This window comes from Mycobacterium sp. DBP42 (assembly GCF_005924235.1).
Taxonomy (GTDB): domain Bacteria; phylum Actinomycetota; class Actinomycetes; order Mycobacteriales; family Mycobacteriaceae; genus Mycobacterium; species Mycobacterium syngnathidarum.
Map to the genome: position 1 here is coordinate 1 of NZ_VCMY01000006.1, position 20,457 is coordinate 20,457.

The following is a 20,457-nucleotide window of genomic DNA, read 5'->3' on the forward strand; positions in this document are numbered from 1 at the left end:
AAACGCCTGTGGAGCCTCGGTAAGTCCTCCCAACACACGGGATGCGCGAGGCGATGAAGCAGGAAGCACCCCAACCGCGGCATAGCCGCACGGGAATCCCCGCCATTCATGGCGGGGAGCACGTCAAATCTTCGCCGCCTACTGGCCGCATCAAACGGACGAGTTCGGTGCGCTGTTCAACAGCATTCCCAAATACGTCGCGTCCCGTGGCAAGCCTGATCTGGCGTGGGCCGGTTCCGAACAGCTGGGCCCAGATCTGGGTGCCGCGGTGCGCGAGGTCCGTGACGGGCATGAACATGTGAAGGTCGTCGGAAGCCTGAACCTGGTCCAGACGCTGATGCGCGAGAAGCTCTTCGATCGCCTCGACCTGTGGGTGCACCCGATCATGCTGGGGGCGGGGAAGAAAGTGTTCGACGGGGGTTCGGTGCCCACCAATGTCACACTGCTGGAGCCGCCCGTCGCCAGCCCGAGCGGTGTCGTGTTCCTGCGGTACGGTCTCGCCGACGGCGTGCCCGGGACGGGGGACATGAGCGAGCGCGCATAGCGTCCACGCGCCTAACGCTCTTCGCGCACCGGATCGGCCGGCACCAGCGGCACCGCGATCAACGGCAACAACGCACACACCGCGAACGCCGCCGGATAGCCCGACACGCCGATCAGCGCGCCGAACAGCGGTGCCGAGCTCGCGGTCGCCAAATGCTGGCTGGTGTTCTGCGTGCCCAGCGCGCGCCCGCTCCAGAACGGACCGGCGATTTCGGCTATCGCGGTGAACGCCAAACCGTTGTCCGACACCGTGATCACCGACGCAATCACGATCAGCGCGACACTGATCGGTGAACCCAGCCAGTCGGTGAGGGCAAGAAGCCCCATCGTCGCAGCTGCCGCCAACGCGATGGTCCGGATCGGCCGCAGCCGCTGCCCGACGACATCGGACCACCGGCCCGCGGCGATCCGCCCTGCCGCGCCCAGCAATTGAGCGATGGTCACCAGGGTGCCCGCTGATGCCGCCGACCAACCCCGGTCGCTCATCAACCACACCAGTGTGAACGTCCACACCACACCCTGCGGCACCACCAGCAGCACCGAGACCGCGTGGATGCGCCACAACACATTCGAGCCACGGTACGGGTTGGCCAGGTGCTCGGCCGGGGCCTCATGACGCGGCGGCCGTGGCGGATCCAGCACTCCCACAGCGCAGATCGCCGCCGCCAATACGCACACAATCGCGGGGAAGAGCAATGCAATTGCCACGCCGTGAGATTCGGCCAGACGCGGAATCACCAACGCGCCCAGGCCGACTCCCAAAGGGGTTGCCGTCTGCCGGATTCCCATCGCCAGCCCGCGTTGTTCAGGCGGGAACCAGCCGACCACGACTCGCCCGCTCGCCGAATTGCTGCTCGCGGCAGCCATTCCGCCCACCAGCAGGAAGATTCCGACGGCTACCAGGGAGTGTGCCGCGGCCGCGCCGAAAGCTGCCGCGGCGGTCAGCGCAGAGCCCACCGTCAACACGATCCGCTCGCCGACCCGGTCCACGACGTAACCCCAGGCGATCAGGGTGACCACGAGGCCGAAGCTCGGCATCGAAGACAGCAGGCCGGCCTTGGCCAGATCCAGGCCGCGTTCGGCATGCAGGGTGGGGATGAGGAACGCCGCGCCGTTGATGAAGACGTTGGCACACGTGGTCGCAGTCAGGGCGATCGCCAACATCGACCAACGGCGGAAGGTGCTGATCGACGAAACCGGCATGCGGTCATAGTTTCACGGATGTCCCAAAATATTGAACTTCGTTCCCAATATATGAGATACATCTGCGCTGCCATAAGCTGTGGCGGTGAAGCAGTGGTGGACGGCAATCGTTTTGCTGATGTGTGGGCTCCTGGCGGCACCGACCGCGGCGGCAGCCGTGCCGAACTGGTCGGGCCTGGATGCGCGTCACCATGACGCGCCGATTCCCGTGGCCGGCAGCCTGATCGAGACGGTGCCGTTGGACCCGGCACTGTCGCTGCCGGGCGCGGCCAGCGCTTACCGCATCTTGTATTCGACCGTGGACCAACATGATTCGCCGGCACTCAGCACTGCCGCGGTGTTCATCCCGCATGGTCAGGCGCCCGAAGGCGGATGGCCCACGATCGCGTGGGCGCACGGCACCGTGGGCCTCGGTGACGACTGCGCACCGTCGGCGCAGCCGCGCAGTCCACGGGATGTGGAATACCTCACGCACTGGCTCGACCAGGGCTACGCCGTCGTCGGCTCCGACTACGCCGGGCTGGGGACCCCCGGTTTGATGAGTTATCTCAACGGCGTGGCCACCGCGCACAGTGTCGTCGACTCCGTCATCGCGATGCACCACATGGACCTGCCGTTGTCGCCGAAATGGGCGATCGTCGGGCAGTCGCAGGGCGGAGGAGCCGCGATCAACAGCGCGCGATGGGCCACCGAGTTCAGCCGCGGGACCGGCCTGGACTACCGCGGCGTGGTGGCCACCGGGACGCCGTTCAACGTCGAGGGCGTCGTCAAACAGGCCGGGCCCGCCATGGCGCTGCCGCCCAACCTGGGGCCGGCCGCCAACAGTTACACCGCCTACATCCTGGCCGGGTTCCGCGAGGCCCGCCCCGACATCGACGTCAACAGTGTCCTCTCTCCGGCCGGGCTCGATGCCGTCAACCAGGCCGAGACGCTGTGCAAGCCGCAGCTCGACCAGCAGCTCACAGCCATGACGCCGAACGCATTCTTCCGTGCGCCGCTGGACGCACTGCCCGGCGTATCGAAAGCCCTCGATGCCCACCTCAGCACCCCGACGAGCGGCTACGACCGGCCGATCTTCCTCGGCGTCGGGCTCCAGGACCGCGATGTCCCACCCAACATGTCGCTGCAACTCGACGAGCAGCTGCGGGCAAACGGGCAGGATGTCACCCTCAAGGTCTATCCCGACCAAGATCACTCGGGCACCGTGCTGGCCTCGGTTCCGGACTCCACGCCGTTCCTCGCCACAGCGTTCGGGCGTGGCTGACCGAAACTGGCAGGCGTCCGCGCTGATCCCGAGAACCTGCGCACTACCCTGATCAAAATGCGCTTAGGTCGAATCGCCAGTCCCGACGGCGTCGCTTTCGTCAGTGTCGAAGGTGACGGTGCCGACGCCGTCTGCAAAGAGATCGCCGAGCATCCATTCGGCAACCCCAACTTCACCGGGCGGAGCTGGCCACTGGCCGACGTCCGCCTGCTGGCACCCATCCTGGCCAGCAAGGTGATCTGCATGGGAAAGAACTACGAGGCGCATGCCGCGGAGATGGGCGGCGCTCCTCCCGAGGATCCGGTGATCTTTCTCAAACCCAACACCGCGATCATCGGGCCCAATGTGCCGATCCAGTTGCCGGCCGATGCGAACCCGGTCCACCACGAGGGAGAGCTGGCGATCGTCATCGGCCGGCCCTGTAAGGACGTACCCGCCGCACGTGCCGCCGAGAACATCCTGGGCTACACCATCGCCAACGACATCTCGGCGCGCGACCAGCAAGCCAAGGACGGCCAATGGATGCGGGCCAAGGGGCACGACACCTTCTGCCCGGTGGGCCCGTGGATCGTCAACGACCTCGACCCCTCGGACCTGGAGATTCGCACCGAGGTGAACGGCGAAGTGCGCCAGCTCAGCCGGACCTCGCTGATGATCCACGACATCGGAGCCATCGTCGAATGGGTTTCGGCGGTGATGACGCTGCTGCCGGGTGACCTCATCCTGACCGGAACCCCCGAGGGGGTCGGCCCCATCGAAGACGGGGACACCGTGAGTGTCTCCGTCGAAAGCATCGGCACCCTCACCAATCCCGTTGTACGCAAGCAGAAGTAGAGGAAAGTGATGACGTCTACCGCTGGACCGGTCAGGGTGCGGTTCTGCCCGTCGCCGACCGGAACCCCGCACGTCGGTTTGGTGCGCACCGCGCTGTTCAACTGGGCCTACGCCCGCCATACCGGGGGAGCGTTCGTCTTCCGGATCGAGGACACCGACGCCGCGCGCGACAGCGACGAGAGCTACGCAGCCATCCTCGACGCCCTTCGGTGGCTGGGCCTGGACTGGGATGAGGGCCCTGAGGTCGGCGGCCCCTACGAGCCGTACCGGCAGTCGCAGCGCAGTGAGATCTACCGCGACGTGATAGCCCGCCTGCTCGAAGCCGGCGAGGTGTACGAGGCCTATTCCACGCCGGAAGAGGTCGAGGCGCGGCATGTGGCGGCCGGGCGGAATCCCAAACTCGGCTACGACAACTACGACCGCGACCTGACCGACGAGCAGCGTAGGGCCTTTGCCGACGAGGGCCGTAAGCCGGTGCTGCGCTTGCGGATGCCCGACGAGGACCTCGGGTGGACCGACCTGGTGCGCGGCCCGGTGAGCTTTCCTGCGGGCTCGGTACCGGATTTCGCCATCACGCGCGCGAACGGAGATCCGTTGTACACGTTGGTAAATCCCGTCGACGACGCGTTGATGAGGATCACCCACGTGCTGCGCGGCGAGGACATCATGCCCTCGACCCCGCGACAGATCGCGTTGTACCGAGCGCTGATGCGGATCGGTGTGGCCGAGCGGGTGCCTGAATTCGCTCATTTGCCAAGCGTTCTCGGTGAGGGCAACAAGAAGCTGTCCAAGCGGGATCCGCAGTCGAATCTGTTCCTGCACCGCGACCGCGGCTTCCTGCCGGAAGGGCTGCTGAACTACCTCGCCCTGCTGGGCTGGGGCATCGCCGACGACCACGACGTGTTCAGCCTCGACGAGATGGTGGCTGCCTTCGACGTGGCCAACGTCAACTCCAACCCGGCGCGGTTCGACCAGAAGAAGGCCGACGCGATCAACGCCGAGCACATCCGGCTGCTGACGCCCGAGGATTTCACCGCCCGCCTGCGTGCCTATCTCGACGCCCACGGCCATGACACGGGCTTGGACGACACCGCATTCGCCGAAGCCGCGGCACTGATCCAGACCCGCATCGTGGTCCTCGGCGACGCGTGGGGGCTGCTGAAGTTCTTCGACGACGGCTCCTACGAGATCGACGAGAAAGCCGCCGCCAAAGAACTGCGGGAAGAGGCCGCGCCGGTCCTGGATGCCGCGCTGAGCGCCCTGGAGGGCATCAGGGAGTGGAACACCGCCAATATCGAGGCGGCGCTCAAGACGGCGCTCCTGGACGGTCTTGAGCTCAAGCCTCGTAAGGCGTTCGGGCCGATCCGCGTCGCCGTCACGGGCGCCACGATCAGCCCGCCCCTGTTCGAGTCGATGGAGCTGTTGGGCGCCGACCGCAGCCTGGCGCGGCTACGGGCGGCCCGCGCCACGCTGTGAACCCTCGCGCGTGCACGGGGCTTGGTAAAGAGGGCCCAAAATCTTTGGTAGTCTGCTCGTCGGCCCGGAAAGCGAAGCGGGGAGGTCCCCGCCGAGCCGGTCGGACCAAAAATTGCCTGTGACCTGCGGTGATGGGCAATTAATGGGGTATGGTGTAATTGGCAACACAGCTGATTCTGGTTCAGCCATTCTAGGTTCGAGTCCTGGTACCCCAGCCATCCGGAGCGGTTCAGCCGGATTAGGTGAGCACGACCGCCTAAGCTATGCTGACCAACCGGAAGTTCTAGCCCCCGTCGTCTAGCGGCCTAGGACGCCGCCCTCTCACGGCGGTAGCGTGGGTTCGAATCCCATCGGGGGTACAGAGGTAAAAGCGCCCAGTTCTTACAAACTGGGCGCTTTTGCGTTGGTCGAGGTTCGGGTCCGAGGCAGCGGTTCCTCCCGTGGCTCGCGCCCGCTTTGTCACGTCAGAGTGGTGCTGGGTGTCGAACGTCACGCCAGCGTGACGCCCGAGCATTCTTCGGCGACGAGCCGGCCGCGACGCCCCCGCTTGGTCACGCCAGAGTGGGGCTGGGGGTCGACGGCCACGCTGGCGTGGCCGTCGCCGGGGTGAGACGGCGGGACACCCGCAGACGGGGCACACCACGCCCGGGGCGTCGTGGAAATCCTGAGATTCGCCTCACAGTCGGCGGGTGAGCGCGTCGGCGGCCGCGAGTAGGTCGGCGGCCCAGCGGGCACCTGGCCGGCGCCCCATGCGGTCGATCGGCCCGGAGACCGACACCGCCGCGATCACCGCCCCGCGGCTGTCGCGCACCGGCGCAGAGACGCTGGCCACGCCAGGCTCACGTTCAGCGGCGCTCTGTGCCCATCCGCGCTTGCGAACCTCGGCCAGCGTGCGGTCGGTGAATTTGGCGGCAGGCAGCACGGCCTGCTGGGTGGCCGGGTCGGCATACGCCAGTAGCACTTTGGCTCCCGACCCGGCCGTCATCGGCAGGTGGGTGCCCACCGGCACGGTGTCGCGCAACCCGGCAGGAGGTTCCAGTGCCACCACACAGACCCGGGATTGGCCCTCGCGCCGGTACAGCTGCACGCTCTCGCCCGTGATTTCGCGCAGGCGGGGCAGGACTGCGGCGCCGGCCGCCAGGAGCGGATCGTTGACGTGGGAGGCCAATTCGGTCAATGCCGGGCCCAATCGCCAGCGACCGTCACCGTCCCGGGCCAGCAGCCGATGAGTTTCGAGCCCTGCGGCGAGTCGGTGGGCGGTAGCCCGGGGCAGCCCGGTCCGCTCACAGAGTTCGGCCAGCCCGCAAGGTGACTCGGCCACGGTGTGCAGCACACCCACGGCTTTGTCGAGAACGCCGATGCCGCTATCATTTCTCACAGAGAGATACTAGCGTCTCGCATTGTGAGATGACAGGCGAGATGACGACAGTACCGCCCAGCCCTGGCGGACTCTTGATGCAAGCCCGCATTGCCGTTAATCGAATCGAGAAGTAGCGATGGACCAATCGACACAGACATCCGTGAAGCCGCGCACCCTGGCCGAAAAGGTTTGGGACGACCACGTCGTGGCGCGCGGTGAGGGAGAGGGTGCGGCCAGAGAGCCCGACCTGATCTACATCGACCTACATCTCGTGCACGAGGTCACCAGTCCGCAGGCATTCGACGGCCTGCGGTTGGCGGACCGGCCGGTGCGGCGGCCGGACCTGACGATCGCCACCGAGGACCACAACGTGCCCACGGTCGACATCGACAAGCCGATCGCAGACCCGGTTTCGCGTACCCAGGTCGAGACATTGCGGCGCAACTGTGAGGAATTCGGCATCCGACTGCACCCGATGGGCGACGCCGAACAGGGCATTGTGCACATCATCGGGCCGCAGCTGGGATTGACGCAGCCGGGCATGACGGTGGTGTGTGGGGACAGCCACACCTCGACCCACGGTGCGTTCGGCGCCATCGCGATGGGCATCGGCACATCCGAGGTCGAACACGTGATGGCCACGCAGACACTGCCGCTCAAGCCGTTCAAGACCATGGCGGTCAATGTCGACGGGGTACTGCCCGCCGGTGTGAGCGCCAAAGACATCATCTTGGCCGTCATCGCCAAGATCGGGACCGGCGGCGGCCAGGGACACGTCATCGAATACCGGGGCAGTGCGATCGAGGCGCTGTCCATGGAAGGGCGGATGACGATCTGCAACATGAGCATCGAGGCCGGGGCTCGCGCGGGCATGGTCGCGCCCGACGAGACCACTTTCGAATTCCTCAAGGGCCGCCCGCATGCACCCAAGGGCGCTGATTGGGACGCCGCTGTTGCCGCGTGGAGCCAGTTGCGTACTGACGAGGGCGCCGAATTCGACACCGAGGTGTACCTGGACGCCGCTGCGTTGAGCCCGTTCGTGACCTGGGGCACCAACCCGGGGCAGGGCGTCCCGCTGTCGGCGTCGGTCCCCGATCCGGAGTTGATGGGCGACGACGCCGAACAACAGGCGGCGGAGAAGGCTTTGGCCTACATGGATCTTCGGCCCGGGATGGCCATGCGTGACATCGCCGTGGACACCGTTTTCGTCGGGTCTTGCACCAACGGCCGGATCGAGGACCTGCGGGTGGTCGCCGACGTGCTGCGCGATCGCAAGGTCGCCGACGGCGTGCGGATGCTGGTTGTCCCTGGGTCGATGCGAGTCCGTGCGCAGGCGGAATCGGAAGGTCTCGACCGGATATTCACCGCAGCGGGCGCTGAATGGCGTCAGGCCGGTTGCTCGATGTGCCTGGGTATGAACCCCGACCAACTGTCTCCGGGCCAGCGCTGCGCCTCGACGTCCAACCGGAATTTCGAAGGCCGACAGGGCAAGGGCGGCCGCACGCACCTGGTCTCGCCGGCTGTCGCCGCAGCTACCGCGGTGCGCGGAAAGCTGGCGTCCCCGGCCGATCTGCCCGCCGCAACCCACTAAGCAAAGCAAAAGGAGAAGCCCGATGGAGGCTTTTAGCACTCACACCGGCATCGGCGTCCCCCTGCGACGGTCCAATGTCGACACCGACCAGATCATCCCCGCCGTCTATTTGAAGCGGGTTACCCGAACGGGTTTCGAGGATGGATTGTTCGCCGCCTGGCGCTCGGATCCATCGTTCATTCTGAATCTCCCGCCATTCGACAAAGGCTCGGTGTTGGTCGCGGGACCCGATTTTGGTACCGGATCTTCACGCGAACACGCCGTCTGGGCGCTCATGGACTATGGCTTCCGGGTGGTTATCTCATCCCGTTTCGCCGACATTTTCCGCGGCAACGCCGGCAAGGCCGGGCTATTGGCGGCTGAAGTCGCCCAAGATGATGTCGAGCTCTTGTGGAAGCTGATCGAGCAGAATCCTGGGCTGGAAATCACTGTGAATCTTCAAGATCGAAATATCGTCGCCGGAACGGTTGTGGTGCCGTTCAGGATTGACGACTACACGGCCTGGCGGCTGCTCGAAGGACTCGACGATATAGGCCTTACGCTGCGGAAACTCTCTTCGATCGAGGATTACGAGAAGCGCAGGCCGGCCTGGAAGCCGCGTACTCTGCCAGCCTGATCGGGGGCCTTGTACGGGTGTTTCGGCACCCGAATTAGCCGCCTGCCAAACCGGTTTTGGGCCCTCCCGGCAGGAGTCCAAGTGGGGCAAGCGGATTGCCGGATTGTTCGCTAGCTACGCCTGAAATTGCGCGTGGCTCTTGGAAATCAGTGGTCGCAGGGTTTACCGTGTCCTCTAGTCGGTCCAAGGAGGACCACTGGTTTCGGAGGTTTTGGATGAACAAAGCGGAGCTCATCGACGTACTCACAACCAAACTGGGCACCGATCGTCGGCAGGCTACCGCCGCGGTGGAGAACGTGGTGGACACCATCGTCCGCGCGGTGCACAAGGGCGACAGCGTCACGATCACCGGCTTCGGTGTCTTCGAGCAGCGCCGCCGCGCTGCCCGAGTGGCGCGTAACCCGCGCACCGGCGAGACGGTGAAGGTCAAGCCCACCTCGGTGCCGGCTTTCCGTCCGGGCGCACAGTTCAAGGCGGTTGTCTCTGGCGCGCAGCGTCTCCCGTCTGACGGCCCTGCGGTCAAGCGTGGCGTGACCGCAGGCCCGGCCAAGCGCACGGCCGCCAAGAAGACCGCCGCCAAGAAGGCGCCGGCGAAGAAGGCGGCTGTCAAGAAGGCACCGGCGAAGAAGGCCGCGACCAAGGCGCCCGCCAAGAAGGCGGCTGTCAAGAAGGCACCGGCCAAGAAGGCGGCTGTCAAGAAGGCACCGGCCAAGAAGGCCGCGACCAAGGCGCCCGCCAAGAAGGCGGCTGTCAAGAAGGCACCGGCCAAGAAGGCCGCGACCAAGGCACCGGCCCGGAAGGCCGCGACCAAGGCGCCCGCCAAGAAGACCGCTGCCAAGAAGGCACCGGCCAAGAAGGGCCGCAAGTAATTACGGTAAAGGCACGTCGTGAGTGGTAAGTGAGCTCACGACGTGTCTTTTCTCGTGTGGATCTAGTGTTCCGCGGCCAGCGGACTGCACATGTGATCGGCGGCCACGAGCCCGCCGTCGACCAGCGACAGAACCCAGCTGCTGCCTTTGCGATTTCCCGTCGTGGCCGGGCGGACCCCGTCGCGTTCGCACCACCAGGAAATCAGCCCCGGGATCACCTTGCCCTGTGAGCAGACCACTGGCGTCCCTGCGCGTGCGGCGACGTCGACCAGTCGATTGCGTGCGGTCTTGTGGTCATCGACGTAGGCCTCTTCGGTCAGTGCCGGCTCGTTGTGAATGTCCACGCCGAGTTCCTGAGCCAGCGGCTCCAGGGTCTGGTGGCAGCGCAACCGATCAGCCGCGTAAAGCGTTGTGGCACCGAATGCCAGTAATTGGGCGACCAAAGCTTCGGCCTGCGCCCGCCCCTTCTTGTCCAGCGGGCGCTTGCGGTCGTCGCCCTTGAAACGGGACCGCCGCCCCGCCGCCCCGTGCCGGACGACCAGTACGGTCTTGGTATCTGGTGGATGTTTCGCGAAGCGGCGCAACACTTTTCGGTCATGCGGGTATACCAGCTGATCCGCTGCCGCAGATACCGGCAGCCAGATGAGCTTGTCCACCTCGTCGTTGGGGGTGAAGTCACCACCTGTCGCGCGGGCCGCCCAGTACCAGACCCGTTTGGCTCCCTGGGGGATGTCGTACGAGATCGACCCCAGCCGACGGCCGAGTTGTGCGGTGTAGCCCGTCTCCTCGTGGACCTCGCGCACGGCGGCAACAGGTTCGGTCTCGCCGAAGTCGACCTTGCCCTTGGGCAGGGACCAGTCGTCGTAGCGTGGACGGTGGATCACGGCGACCTCGGTGACGGCCGACGGGTCCTCACCGCGGCGCCACAACACGGCGCCGGCCGCGGGCACAAGCTTGTTGCCCGGTCCCGCCGCTGGCGTGCTGTCTTTCGACACCTCAACTCCTGCAGGTCATTCACCGGCCCAGCCGGGTGGTATCAAGGATGCCGGTGACGTTCCATCATCGACACCTGGTGGTCGCGAACCGTCTGCCCCTCCTGGGGAAGCGCCGTCCAGTGACCATCGTGTCGTAGCTCCCAGCATCGGGTGGCCGGATCCATCGCCGATTCGAACACCTCGTTGAGTTGCGCGGTCAGCCTCGGATCCTTGACCTGAGCCATCACTTCGACGCGGCGGTCGAGATTACGATGCATCATGTCGGCGCTGCCGATCCAGAACTCGTTGATGGCGCGGAAGTGAATAATCCGCGAGTGTTCGAGGAACCGTCCCAGGATCGAGCGCACCCTGATGTTGTCGGAGTATCCGGGCACGCCCGGGCGTAGGGCGCAGATGCCGCGGACCACGATGTCGACCGGGATCCCGGCCTGCGATGCCCGGTACAGCGCGTCGATCACCTGCTCGTCGACCAGGGCGTTGGCCTTCAACCGGATTCCGGTCGTCGCACCCTCATGGTGGGCGGCGATCTCCCGGTCGATGCGCTCGATGATGCCCTTGCGCACACCGCGCGGAGCCACCAGCAGATTGCGGTAGGCATCTTTGCGCGAGTAGCCGGTCAGCGAATTGAACAGGTCCGTGAGATCGGCGCCGATGTCGGGATCGGCGGTGAGCAAGCCGACGTCTTCGTACAACCGCGCGGTTTTCGGATTGTAGTTGCCGGTGCCGATGTGGCAGTAGCGCCGGATCGCCGAGCCTTCGCGGCGGACCACAAGGCAGGTCTTGCAGTGGGTCTTGAGCCCGATCAGCCCGTACACCACGTGCACCCCGGCTTGTTCGAGCGCCCTGGCCCACTTGATGTTCGCCTGTTCGTCGAAGCGGGCCTTGATCTCGACGAGTGCGACCACCTGCTTGCCGGCTTCCGCCGCATCGATCAGTGCGTTGATGATCGGCGAGTCACCGGACGTGCGGTAGAGCGTCTGTTTGATCGCCAGCACGTTGGGGTCGGCGGCGGCCTGCTCGATGAAGCGCTGCACGGTGGTGGAGAAGGAGTCATATGGGTGGTGCACCAGCACATCCCCGTCGCGCAGGGTGGAGAAGATGCTCTTCGGTGTCTCGCGTTCGCCGAAAGCCGGTGGGGTGGCCGGTACGAACGGCCGGTCCTTGAGTGCGGGCCGGTCCACGGCATAGATCTGCCACAGCGCGGACAGGTCCAGCAGGCCGGGCACTTCGATGACATCGCCGGGCGCCACATCGAGCTCCCGCAAGAGCAGCTCGAGCATGCTCTCGGTCATGTCGTCGGACACTTCCAGCCGCACGGGTGAGCCGAATCTGCGGCGTGCCAGTTCGCGTTCGAGCGCCTGCAGCAGGTCCTCGTCGCGGTCCTCTTCGACCTCGAAGTCGGCGTTGCGGGTGATCCGGAACGCGTGGTGCTCGACGATCTCCAGGCCCGGGAACAACACGGGCAGGAACGCCGCGATCAGTTCCTCCATCGGCAGGAACCGCACCGCGGCCGAGCCGTCGGCGGGCGGGCTCAGTTCCACGAAGCGGCCGACGTTGTCGGGCACCTTGATCCTGGCGAAGTGTTGCCCGCCGTCCTCGGGATGTTTGACGGTGATCGCCAGGTTCAGGCTCAGCCCGCTGACGAACGGGAACGGATGGGCCGGGTCGACCGCCAGCGGTGTGAGCACCGGGAACACCTGCTCGTGGAAGTAGGTGGAGAGCTTGGCGCGTTCGGCTTCGTCGAGCTGGGCCCAGTTGACGATGACGATGCCCTCTTCGGCCAGCGCCGGGCGCACGGAACTGAGGAACACGTTGGCGTGCCGGTTGGCGATCTGCTGCGTGCGTTCGTTGATGCGGCGTAATTGCTCGCGCGGGGACAGACCGTCGGCCGAGCGCACCGAGAGACCCATCTCGTCGCGACGTTTGAGCCCCGCCACCCGGACCATGTAGAACTCGTCGAGATTGGAGGCGAAGATCGCCAGGAACTTTGCGCGCTCGAGCAAGGGCAGTGACGGGTCGGCGGCCAGGGCAAGCACCCGGGCGTTGAAGTCCAGCCAGCTCAGCTCGCGGTTGAGGTATCGATCCTCGGGTAGCGCGTCGTCCACTGCCGGCGAGGTGGCCGCCGGCGGCGCCTCGGGTGTCGCCGACTCGATGGAGGGCCCCGATGCGGTTGAGGTGGTGTCCCGTTGGGAGTTGTTCGATCGGGTCCCCGGCTCGGCTTCGGTGGCTTCGCTCATCTGTCCGATCATTCCCTATCCACGGGTGCGCGGCTACCTACTGGCGTGCCTGCCGAGGGTGCGCGCGGTTGCGGCGCCGACGCCGAGGCGACGCGCCACCTGGAGATCGTCGGGGGTGTCGATGTCGCAGCGCAGACCCGGCCAGGCGCCGGTGAGCTCGATCGCACCGGAGTGTCGATGGCGCGCAGCTGAATCGGATCCGAAGTGCGGGTCCAGCGAAGTGCCGAACGCGAACAACGCCGAGGTTCCCGTCCCATGCCGGTCCCCGACGAAGCTGCGTGGATAGCCGCGGGCCAGGGTCAGAGCCTGCGCCAATTCCTGGGTCTGCAAGGCGGGTAGATCCCCTTGTAGAACAACGATATTCGGTCCGATGGCGCGCAGTTCAGCCTCGGCGGCGGCGATGGCGTTGTTGAGCGGGTCACGATGGCCGGGCGGTGTCGGGTCCAGCAAGACCCCGGCACCGAGTTGCCTGGCGGCCTCGGCCGCGGTGTCGTCGGGCGTCACGACGGTCACCGGCGCGATGGCGGACGCGGCGGTAATGGTGTCGACGAGCATCGCCAGCACCACCGCCTCGCGAGTGGGCGCGGAGAAGATTGGCGCCAGCCGGGTTTTGGCGGCCGACAGCCGTTTCACCGCGATCACCAGACTGACGTCGGCGGCCTGGGTTGCTGCGGCGTTGTCGCTTCGGGAGCCGCTCATGGGTTCATCCTGCCAGCCTGGCCGGCTCCGGCGAGCGACGCGGTCGCCGGGATAGGGTGAGCGGGTGGTAGAGGCTGCGGTGATGGGTGCCGGTGCGTGGGGGACGGCGCTGGCCAAGGTGCTGGCGGATGCGGGTAATCCGGTGACGATGTGGGCCCGGCGCCCCGAGGTTGCCGACGAGATCAACACCGATCACCGCAACAGTCGCTACCTCGGCGACGTCGAGTTGCCTCCGACGATTCGCGCCACCACGGACCCGGCCGAAGCCCTTGACGGCGCCTGCACGGTGTTGTTGGGTGTCCCCGCGCAGCAGCTGCGGGCGAACCTGGAGGGCTGGAAACATCTGATCGGTGACGACGTCACCCTCGTGAGTCTGGCCAAGGGAATCGAACTCGGCACGCTCATGCGGATGAGCCAGGTCATCGTCCAGGTGACCGGAGCCGATCCGTCCCGGGTCGCGGTGGTGACCGGACCGAACCTGGCCAGCGAGATTGCCGACGAGCAGCCTGCGGCCACCGTCGTGGCCTGCAGCGACTCCGGACGCGCGGTCACGCTGCAACGCGCGCTGGCCACCGGGTACTTCCGGCCTTACACCAATGCCGACGTGGTGGGGGCCGAGGTCGGCGGGGCCTGCAAGAACGTCATCGCCCTGGCCTGCGGCATGGCGGTCGGGGTGGGGTTGGGGGAGAACACCGTCGCCGCGATCATCACCCGCGGTCTGGCCGAGGTGATGCGGCTGGGCATCGCACTGGGCGCCACGCCCGCCACGCTGGCCGGGTTGGCCGGCGTCGGTGACCTCGTCGCCACCTGTACTTCCGGGCATTCCCGTAACCGCACCTTCGGCGAACGGCTCGGCAAGGGCGGCACCATGGAATCGGCGCTGATCGCGGGAGCCGGACATGTGGCCGAGGGGGTGGCGTCCTGTGAGTCGGTACTGGCGCTGGCCTCCAGCTACGGCGTCGAGATGCCGCTGGCCGACGCCGTTTATCGGGTGTGCCACAAGGGTTTGTCGGTTCACGAGGCGGTCGCCGGACTGCTGGGTCGCAGCACCAAGCCCGAGTAGCGACCTCGGGCACGAGGAGATGGCACCAATGGACGGCTTGTACGGGGATTCCACCCGAAGCGTCAAAGCCGTTGGCCTGGAATCTGTTCCGGGGCAGCCGGTGGCACCGGGCCCGGTTCCGGCGTCGGCGTACCACCTCTCACCCGACGAAGCCGAGCCACTGGACACCTACGGCCGCGGCTCCAACCCATCCTGGCGGCAACTGGAATCGGCACTCGCCGAACTGGAGGGGGCTGCCGGAGCGCTCACGTTCGGGTCCGGCATGGCCGCCATCACCTCGGCCCTGCGCGTGCTCGCCAAACCCGGAACCACGCTCGTAGTTCCGGCTGACGGCTACTATCAGGTCCGTCGATACGCCGCCGAATATCTTGCTCCGCAAGGGATTACGGTGACAGAGGCGAATGTGGCCGACATCTGTGAGGCAGCTGCTGGAGCCGACGTGGTGCTCGCCGAGACGCCGGCCAACCCCGGGCTCGATGTGGTCGACCTCCATCGATTGGCGATGATCTGCCGCCGCCGTGGGGCGACCCTTGTCGTCGACAACACCACGGCGACACCGCTGGGCCAGCAACCACTTTCACTCGGAGCCGATCTGGTGGTGGCCAGTGCCACCAAATCGTTGTCCGGACACAGCGATCTGGTCGCCGGTTACGTTGCGGGCAGCCAGCCCGAGCTGATGGCCGCGATAGAGCGGGACCGGCTGCTGGCCGGGCCGATCCTGGGCGCGTTCGAGGCCTGGTTGGTGTTGCGCAGCCTCGGCAGTGCCGGACTGCGTTTCGAACGGCAGTGCCAGAACGCCGCGGCGCTGGCGCTGATGCTGCGCACTCATCCGGCGGTGCGTTCGGTGCGTTACCCGGGCCTGCCCGCAGACCCGGCACACGAGCTGGCGGCCACCCAGATGAAGCGGTTCGGGGGACTGGTGTCGATCGAGCTGGCCGATAAGGCCGCCGTGCACGCCCTGGTGGAACGCAGCGCCCTGCTGATCGCCTCGACCAGCTTCGGCGGCATCCACACCTCGGTCGACCGCCGGGCCCGCTGGGGTGACCCGGTGCCTGCGGGGTTCGCCCGCATCTCGGCGGGGATCGAGGACACCGAAGACCTGCTCGCCGATGTCGAGCAAGCGCTTGCCGGCTGAAACCCCAGGTCAGGATGCGCCGACAGGCAGGGGCAGGCCGGGACGGTAGCCTCTCTAGGTTGTGAGTGCCCGCAATCGGACCGGATCCCGCACCCGCGTCGCCGTCGTCTACGGCGGGCGTAGCTCGGAACACGCGATCTCGTGTGTGTCGGCGGGCAGCATCCTGCGCAATCTCGACCCGGAGCGGTTCGAGGTGGTCGCCGTCGGGATCACCCCCGACGGCTCGTGGATGCTGACCGACGGACGCCCCGAGACGCTTGCGATCAGCGACGGCCAGCTGCCCGAGGTCACCGAGACATCCGGTACCGAACTGGCGCTGCCTGCCGCCCCCAACCGCAGCGGCCAGCTGCTGGCGCTGAGCAACGGGCCCGGTGAGCTGTTGGCCGCCGTCGACGTGGTCTTCCCGGTGTTGCACGGTCCTTACGGCGAGGACGGCACCATTCAGGGTCTGCTGGAGCTGGCCGGGATTCCGTATGTGGGCTCCGGCGTACTGTCCAGCGCCGCCGGGATGGACAAGGAGTTCACCAAGAAGCTCCTGGTCGCCGAGGACCTGCCGATCGGCGACTTCGTGGTGCTGCGCCCCAGCCCCGACGGTTCAGATCCCACCCTCGACTTCGAAGACCGGGAACGGCTGGGCCTGCCGGTGTTCGTCAAGCCCGCCCGGGGTGGCTCGTCGATCGGCGTGAGCCGGGTCGCGGCGTGGGACGAACTGCCCGCAGCGATCGAACTTGCGCGCCGCCACGACCCGAAGGTGATCGTCGAGGCCGCCGTCCCGGGCCGTGAACTGGAATGCGGTGTGCTCGAGTTCCCCGACGGCAGCATCGAAGCCAGCACGGTCGGCGAGATCCGGGTGGCCGGAGTGCGCGGACGCGAGGACGGCTTCTACGACTTCGCCACCAAGTACCTTGTCGACGCGGCCGAATTGGATGTGCCTGCGAAAGTCGACGATGACGTGTCCGAGGAGGTCCGTCGCCTGGCCGTGCGCGCCTTCAACGCGATCGACTGCCAGGGACTGGCCCGCGTCGACTTCTTCCTCACCGACGACGGGCCGGTGATCAACGAGATCAACACCATGCCGGGGTTCACCACCATCTCGATGTTCCCCCGGATGTGGGCCGCCAGCGGCGTCGACTACCCGAGCTTGCTGACCGCGATGGTCGAGACCGCCCTGGCGCGCGGCACCGGCTTGCGCTGAACGTTCTCCGCGCGCGAGGAGCGATCCAGACTTCAGCGCACCTGACCCGGCGCCGGCTCCTGGGCGCCCATCGTGCGGGCGATCTGACCCGAGATCTGCTGAATGGGTGTCGGCCCCGAGCCGGCCGGCAGCGTCAATGCGACGTACACCGGGCGGTCCACGGCGTACCACGTGCTGCGGCCCTGATCGTCGGCGGCCGGACCTGCCTCGCCCACCCGGAACCACTGCACTTCGTCGACCACCTGCAGCGGGGTACCCACGACGAAATCGGCGGGGCGTTCCAGCCCGCATCGCAGCACGACGGGTTCGGTGTCGGGCTGGGCGCGCCAAGCCGCGGTGGCGGGAGGTGTCGGGTCCACGGTCGGTGCCCGGCGGAAGTCCCCGAGCTGCTCGGGCAGCGCGTTCAGCAGGTCGTGGCACTGCTGGCTGTCGGCCTGCGGTGCCGGTATCGCCGGAATGGCGACGGGTTGCTGCGTGGGGGATCGCTGCCGGGATGCGGCGATGCCGAGCACGGTGATCAGCACCGAGACCGCGACGACAACCGCCGCGATGAGCAAGGCCCGGGGCGGTCCATCGGCGGCGTGCGAGTCGGTCACACCACCAACTCTATGGGTGACCGGCGTGGGCGATCGGGCAGGTCAGGGTCCGCGTGATCCCCGACACCTGTTGCACGGCGGGAACCACATCGGACTGCAGCGCCGCCAAGGTCTCTGCGCTGATGCGCAACACCACGTCATAGGGCCCGGTCACGTATTCCGCGGACACCACACCCGGCAGCCCGGCGAGCTGTTTGGCGACGACTTCGGCGCGGCCCACCTCCGTCTGGATCAGCACGTAAGCCTCCACCACCGGCTGTCTCCTCCGTATCGCTGCATAAACTGCTGGCCGCAGGCACCAAACGTACCGCAGGTCTGGTTTGGGTTCAGGACGCGGCAGCCGACCGGCAGGAGGCCACATGACCGGCGAGACCATCGGCAGCGATTCCGGTGACGACAACGACGACACGCTGGGCGGAGCCGGAGAATTCGTGGTCATCGACCGCTTGGTGGCCGGGCGCGTACAAGCCGATGCGGTGACGTTGGGCCCGGGCGATGACGCAGCAGTGGTGACCTCGGCCGACGGCCGCACGGTGGTCTCCACCGACATGCTGATCCAAGACCGCCATTTCCGGCTGGATTGGTCGACGCCGCACGACATCGGGCGCAAGGCGATCGCCCAGAACGCCGCTGATATCGAAGCGATGGGTGGCCGCAGCACCGCATTCGTGGTGGCCTTCGGCGCGCCGCCGGACACGCCGGTCGCCGCCGGAGCCGAATTGGCCGACGGCCTGTGGGATGAGGCGCACCGGCTGGGTGCCAGTATCGCCGGGGGAGACCTGGTGAGCGCCTCGCAGTGGGTGATATCGGTCACTGTCCTCGGCGACCTCGGTGGACGGGAACCGGTGTGCCGCAGCGATGCCCGGCCCGGTGACATCGTCGCGGTGGTCGGTGAGCTGGGCCGTTCCGCGGCGGGATACGCGTTGCTGCTCGACGGCGTCGACGGGTTCCCCGAATTGCGGCAGCGGCACCTGACGCCGGAGCCGCCGTATGGGCAGGGGGCGCGGGCCGCCGATGCGGGTGCCACCTCGATGACCGACGTGTCCGACGGACTGCTCGCCGACCTGGGCCACATCGCTGCGGCTTCCGGGGTACGCATCGACCTGGACCGCGGCTCTCTGGAGGGCGATCGGCAGGCGGTCGCCGAGGCCGCCGCGGCAGTGGGCGCCGACCCGTGGGCGTGGGTGCTCGGCGGTGGCGAGGACCACGCGCTGGTCGCGACGTTCCCGGGCGCTGCGCCACCGGGGTGGCGGGCCATCGGTCGAGTGGGTAAAGGTCCGGCCGCGGTGCTCGTCGACGGCGCGCCGTGGGCGGGGAGTGCGGGATGGCAGTCGTTTGACTGAGCGGTCAGGCTAAGTTGGCTTTCTGTGACTGCGGATGCGACAAGCAATTCAACGGGTGCACGTCCCCTGGATGAACTGGTCGAGGACGGCTGGGCCCGCGCACTCCAGCCGGTGGGCGCGCACGTCTCGAAGATGGGGGAGTTTCTGCGGGCTGAGCTCTCAGCGGGCCGGCGTTATCTCCCTGCCGGTCAGAATGTCCTGCGCGCCTTCACCTTTCCGTTCGACAAGGTGCGAGTGCTGATCGTCGGCCAGGATCCCTATCCGACACCGGGACATGCCGTCGGCCTCAGTTTCTCGGTCGGCGCCGACGTGCGCCCGCTGCCGCGCAGTCTGTCGAACATCTTCACCGAGTACAGCGCGGATCTGGGTCATCCGCAGCCGGCCAACGGTGACCTCACTCCGTGGGCAGAACAAGGCGTGATGCTTCTCAACAGGGTGCTGACGGTGTCTCCGGGCACCCCGGCCTCCCACCGAGGCAAAGGCTGGGAAGCGGTGACCGAGTGTGCGATCCGGGCGCTGGTAGCCCGTGAGCAACCAATGGTTGCGGTGCTCTGGGGTCGCGACGCGTCCACGCTGAAACCACTGTTGGCCGAGGGCGACTGCGCGACGATCGAATCGCCACATCCGTCGCCGTTGTCGGCTTCGCGCGGGTTCTTCGGCTCGCGCCCGTTCAGCCGTGCCAACGAGCTGTTGCAGCAGAAGGGTGTCGATCCGATCGACTGGCGGCTGCCCTGAGCGTCAGGGCATCGGTACTGCCGGCGGGGCCGGGATCGCCGGTGGCGCCGGGACCGGCGGGGGTGACGGGATACCCGGTGAAGGAATCTGTACGGTCACGTCACCGTCCCCCTCGGTCGGACCGGGCATCTCAGCCGGTGGCGATCCGGGGCCAGGCGATACCGGGGTCTCGATCACCGTGGTCTCGGTGTGAGTGGCCGGGCCTTCCGAGGTCACGGGTGCCTCGGTGGTCGTAGAGGTCTCCGAGGTGGTGGTATCTGTGTCGGAGGCGGTGCCGCCACACGCGGTCAGCATCAAGCCGACCGCGACGGCGGCAGCAAACGCATAGGGCGGTGTGTGGGATGCACGACATGGGGTCATGACGGCAGGAGATACCCCGCCAAGACCGCTGATAAACAGGATGGTCGCGCACCGAATCAGGCGCGCGACGTCAGCCGCGCGAGACCTTGCCGGCCTTGATGCAGGAGGTGCAGGCGTTCACGCGCTGCTTGTTGCCACCCGGACGCGCGACGGCACGCACCGACTGGATGTTCGGATCCCAGCGTCGGCTGGTCCGCCGATGCGAGTGCGACACCGACTTGCCGAAGCCCGGGGCCTTTCCGCAGATATCGCACACGGCAGCCATATCAACAACTCCTCGAATTCAGTCCTTGGGGGGTCTGGGCCCGCTCGCCGCTAACGGCGGGGCTCAACCCGACAACCT

At 67.0% G+C, this 20,457-nt stretch carries 20 protein-coding genes, 2 tRNA genes and 1 pseudogene; 14 read left to right on the plus strand and 9 right to left on the minus strand.

What is annotated here, in order from left to right:
* Positions 1–112 precede the first annotated feature (112 nt).
* Positions 113–544 (plus strand): annotated as a pseudogene (locus E0T84_RS08755) (dihydrofolate reductase family protein); the annotation flags it as partial.
* 11 nt (positions 545–555) lie between these two features.
* Here the strand turns inward: E0T84_RS08755 and E0T84_RS08760 are convergent.
* The gene (locus tag E0T84_RS08760; RefSeq protein ID WP_070188952.1) at positions 556–1,746 is read right to left on the minus strand and encodes an MFS transporter; all 1,191 of its coding nucleotides are present in this window, start codon (positions 1,744–1,746) and stop codon (positions 556–558) included.
* Positions 1,747–1,864: 118 nt separating this feature from the next.
* On the opposite strand from E0T84_RS08760, the gene E0T84_RS08765 reads away from it, so the two are divergent.
* The 5 genes from E0T84_RS08765 to E0T84_RS08785 all read left to right on the plus strand — a co-directional run bounded on the left by E0T84_RS08765 (position 1,865) and on the right by E0T84_RS08785 (position 5,679).
* A complete protein-coding gene (locus E0T84_RS08765; protein ID WP_070188953.1) occupies positions 1,865–3,010 on the plus strand; it encodes a S9 family peptidase in 1,146 nt (381 codons plus the stop codon).
* Between the two features lie 57 nt (positions 3,011–3,067).
* Positions 3,068–3,844, plus strand: coding sequence for a fumarylacetoacetate hydrolase family protein (locus E0T84_RS08770; protein ID WP_070188954.1), 777 nt, complete (start codon positions 3,068–3,070; stop codon positions 3,842–3,844).
* Positions 3,845–3,853: 9 nt separating this feature from the next.
* Complete coding sequence (gene gltX, locus E0T84_RS08775; protein ID WP_138744236.1) at positions 3,854–5,320, plus strand: glutamate--tRNA ligase; 1,467 nt, start codon at positions 3,854–3,856, stop codon at positions 5,318–5,320.
* 143 nt (positions 5,321–5,463) lie between these two features.
* Positions 5,464–5,538: transfer RNA gene (locus tag E0T84_RS08780), tRNA-Gln, on the plus strand.
* A gap of 68 nt (positions 5,539–5,606) precedes the next feature.
* Positions 5,607–5,679, plus strand: a tRNA-Glu gene (locus E0T84_RS08785).
* 317 nt (positions 5,680–5,996) lie between these two features.
* Here E0T84_RS08785 and E0T84_RS08790 read toward each other — a convergent pair.
* Complete coding sequence (locus E0T84_RS08790; protein ID WP_070945263.1) at positions 5,997–6,698, minus strand: IclR family transcriptional regulator; 702 nt, start codon at positions 6,696–6,698, stop codon at positions 5,997–5,999.
* Positions 6,699–6,816: 118 nt separating this feature from the next.
* On the opposite strand from E0T84_RS08790, the gene leuC reads away from it, so the two are divergent.
* From leuC to E0T84_RS08805, 3 genes are all read left to right on the plus strand, one after another.
* Positions 6,817–8,271, plus strand: a complete 1,455-nt coding sequence (gene leuC, locus E0T84_RS08795; RefSeq protein ID WP_070945264.1) for a 3-isopropylmalate dehydratase large subunit — start codon at positions 6,817–6,819, stop codon at positions 8,269–8,271.
* A 22-nt stretch (positions 8,272–8,293) separates the two neighbouring features.
* Positions 8,294–8,887: a 3-isopropylmalate dehydratase small subunit gene (gene leuD, locus E0T84_RS08800; protein ID WP_019343116.1), complete on the plus strand. Its 594-nt coding sequence runs from the start codon at positions 8,294–8,296 to the stop codon at positions 8,885–8,887.
* A gap of 215 nt (positions 8,888–9,102) precedes the next feature.
* Positions 9,103–9,756, plus strand: coding sequence for an HU family DNA-binding protein (locus E0T84_RS08805; protein ID WP_070188959.1), 654 nt, complete (start codon positions 9,103–9,105; stop codon positions 9,754–9,756).
* Positions 9,757–9,818: 62 nt separating this feature from the next.
* On the opposite strand, the gene E0T84_RS08810 is transcribed toward E0T84_RS08805, so the two are convergent.
* From E0T84_RS08810 to cofC, 3 genes are read right to left on the minus strand one after another with little or no spacing between them, the layout of a single operon-like run.
* A complete protein-coding gene (locus E0T84_RS08810) occupies positions 9,819–10,751 on the minus strand; it encodes an NUDIX hydrolase (protein ID WP_138744237.1) in 933 nt (310 codons plus the stop codon).
* A 41-nt stretch (positions 10,752–10,792) separates the two neighbouring features.
* Complete coding sequence (locus E0T84_RS08815) at positions 10,793–13,000, minus strand: RNA degradosome polyphosphate kinase (protein WP_070945267.1); 2,208 nt, start codon at positions 12,998–13,000, stop codon at positions 10,793–10,795.
* A 21-nt stretch (positions 13,001–13,021) separates the two neighbouring features.
* Positions 13,022–13,687, minus strand: a complete 666-nt coding sequence (gene cofC / locus E0T84_RS08820; protein ID WP_070188962.1) for a 2-phospho-L-lactate guanylyltransferase — start codon at positions 13,685–13,687, stop codon at positions 13,022–13,024.
* 82 nt (positions 13,688–13,769) lie between these two features.
* On the opposite strand from cofC, the gene E0T84_RS08825 reads away from it, so the two are divergent.
* The 3 genes from E0T84_RS08825 to E0T84_RS08835 all read left to right on the plus strand — a co-directional run bounded on the left by E0T84_RS08825 (position 13,770) and on the right by E0T84_RS08835 (position 17,080).
* Positions 13,770–14,750: an NAD(P)H-dependent glycerol-3-phosphate dehydrogenase gene (locus tag E0T84_RS08825; protein ID WP_070188999.1), complete on the plus strand. Its 981-nt coding sequence runs from the start codon at positions 13,770–13,772 to the stop codon at positions 14,748–14,750.
* A gap of 28 nt (positions 14,751–14,778) precedes the next feature.
* The gene (locus tag E0T84_RS08830) at positions 14,779–15,885 is read left to right on the plus strand and encodes a cystathionine gamma-lyase (RefSeq protein ID WP_138744238.1); all 1,107 of its coding nucleotides are present in this window, start codon (positions 14,779–14,781) and stop codon (positions 15,883–15,885) included.
* 61 nt (positions 15,886–15,946) lie between these two features.
* Positions 15,947–17,080 (plus strand): D-alanine--D-alanine ligase family protein, encoded by a 1,134-nt coding sequence (locus E0T84_RS08835; protein ID WP_070945269.1) that lies wholly within the window; start codon positions 15,947–15,949, stop codon positions 17,078–17,080.
* 32 nt (positions 17,081–17,112) lie between these two features.
* On the opposite strand, the gene E0T84_RS08840 is transcribed toward E0T84_RS08835, so the two are convergent.
* A complete protein-coding gene (locus E0T84_RS08840) occupies positions 17,113–17,676 on the minus strand; it encodes a DUF3515 domain-containing protein (RefSeq protein WP_138744239.1) in 564 nt (187 codons plus the stop codon).
* Positions 17,677–17,686: 10 nt separating this feature from the next.
* Positions 17,687–17,929 (minus strand): Lrp/AsnC ligand binding domain-containing protein, encoded by a 243-nt coding sequence (locus E0T84_RS08845; protein WP_070188966.1) that lies wholly within the window; start codon positions 17,927–17,929, stop codon positions 17,687–17,689.
* 106 nt (positions 17,930–18,035) lie between these two features.
* Between E0T84_RS08845 and E0T84_RS08850 the strand changes: the two genes are divergently transcribed.
* Both E0T84_RS08850 and E0T84_RS08855 read left to right on the plus strand, forming a co-directional pair.
* Positions 18,036–19,019 (plus strand): thiamine-phosphate kinase, encoded by a 984-nt coding sequence (locus E0T84_RS08850; RefSeq protein WP_138744240.1) that lies wholly within the window; start codon positions 18,036–18,038, stop codon positions 19,017–19,019.
* Positions 19,020–19,043: 24 nt separating this feature from the next.
* On the plus strand, positions 19,044–19,754 hold the full coding sequence (locus E0T84_RS08855; RefSeq protein WP_138744241.1) for a uracil-DNA glycosylase: 711 nt from the start codon (positions 19,044–19,046) through the stop codon (positions 19,752–19,754).
* A gap of 3 nt (positions 19,755–19,757) precedes the next feature.
* Here E0T84_RS08855 and E0T84_RS08860 read toward each other — a convergent pair whose 3' ends face one another.
* Positions 19,758–20,114 (minus strand): hypothetical protein, encoded by a 357-nt coding sequence (locus tag E0T84_RS08860; RefSeq protein ID WP_131823174.1) that lies wholly within the window; start codon positions 20,112–20,114, stop codon positions 19,758–19,760.
* A gap of 70 nt (positions 20,115–20,184) precedes the next feature.
* Positions 20,185–20,379 (minus strand): 50S ribosomal protein L28, encoded by a 195-nt coding sequence (rpmB, locus tag E0T84_RS08865; protein WP_003881125.1) that lies wholly within the window; start codon positions 20,377–20,379, stop codon positions 20,185–20,187.
* Positions 20,380–20,457: the final 78 nt, after the last annotated feature.

What these genes read in the sequence shown, in the direction of transcription:
- E0T84_RS08760 (WP_070188952.1), bottom strand. Translation starts at nt 1,746, where the DNA reads ATGCCGGTTTCGTCGATCAGCACCTTCCGCCGTTGGTCGATGTTGGCG.
- E0T84_RS08765 (WP_070188953.1), top strand. Translation starts at nt 1,865, where the DNA reads ATGTGTGGGCTCCTGGCGGCACCGACCGCGGCGGCAGCCGTGCCGAAC.
- E0T84_RS08770 (WP_070188954.1), top strand. Translation starts at nt 3,068, where the DNA reads ATGCGCTTAGGTCGAATCGCCAGTCCCGACGGCGTCGCTTTCGTCAGT.
- gltX (WP_138744236.1), top strand. Translation starts at nt 3,854, where the DNA reads ATGACGTCTACCGCTGGACCGGTCAGGGTGCGGTTCTGCCCGTCGCCG.
- leuC (WP_070945264.1), top strand. Translation starts at nt 6,817, where the DNA reads ATGGACCAATCGACACAGACATCCGTGAAGCCGCGCACCCTGGCCGAA.
- leuD (WP_019343116.1), top strand. Translation starts at nt 8,294, where the DNA reads ATGGAGGCTTTTAGCACTCACACCGGCATCGGCGTCCCCCTGCGACGG.
- E0T84_RS08805 (WP_070188959.1), top strand. Translation starts at nt 9,103, where the DNA reads ATGAACAAAGCGGAGCTCATCGACGTACTCACAACCAAACTGGGCACC.
- E0T84_RS08815 (WP_070945267.1), bottom strand. Translation starts at nt 13,000, where the DNA reads ATGATCGGACAGATGAGCGAAGCCACCGAAGCCGAGCCGGGGACCCGA.
- cofC (WP_070188962.1), bottom strand. Translation starts at nt 13,687, where the DNA reads ATGAGCGGCTCCCGAAGCGACAACGCCGCAGCAACCCAGGCCGCCGAC.
- E0T84_RS08825 (WP_070188999.1), top strand. Translation starts at nt 13,770, where the DNA reads ATGGGTGCCGGTGCGTGGGGGACGGCGCTGGCCAAGGTGCTGGCGGAT.
- E0T84_RS08830 (WP_138744238.1), top strand. Translation starts at nt 14,779, where the DNA reads ATGGACGGCTTGTACGGGGATTCCACCCGAAGCGTCAAAGCCGTTGGC.
- E0T84_RS08850 (WP_138744240.1), top strand. Translation starts at nt 18,036, where the DNA reads ATGACCGGCGAGACCATCGGCAGCGATTCCGGTGACGACAACGACGAC.
- E0T84_RS08860 (WP_131823174.1), bottom strand. Translation starts at nt 20,114, where the DNA reads ATGACCCCATGTCGTGCATCCCACACACCGCCCTATGCGTTTGCTGCC.
- rpmB (WP_003881125.1), bottom strand. Translation starts at nt 20,379, where the DNA reads ATGGCTGCCGTGTGCGATATCTGCGGAAAGGCCCCGGGCTTCGGCAAG.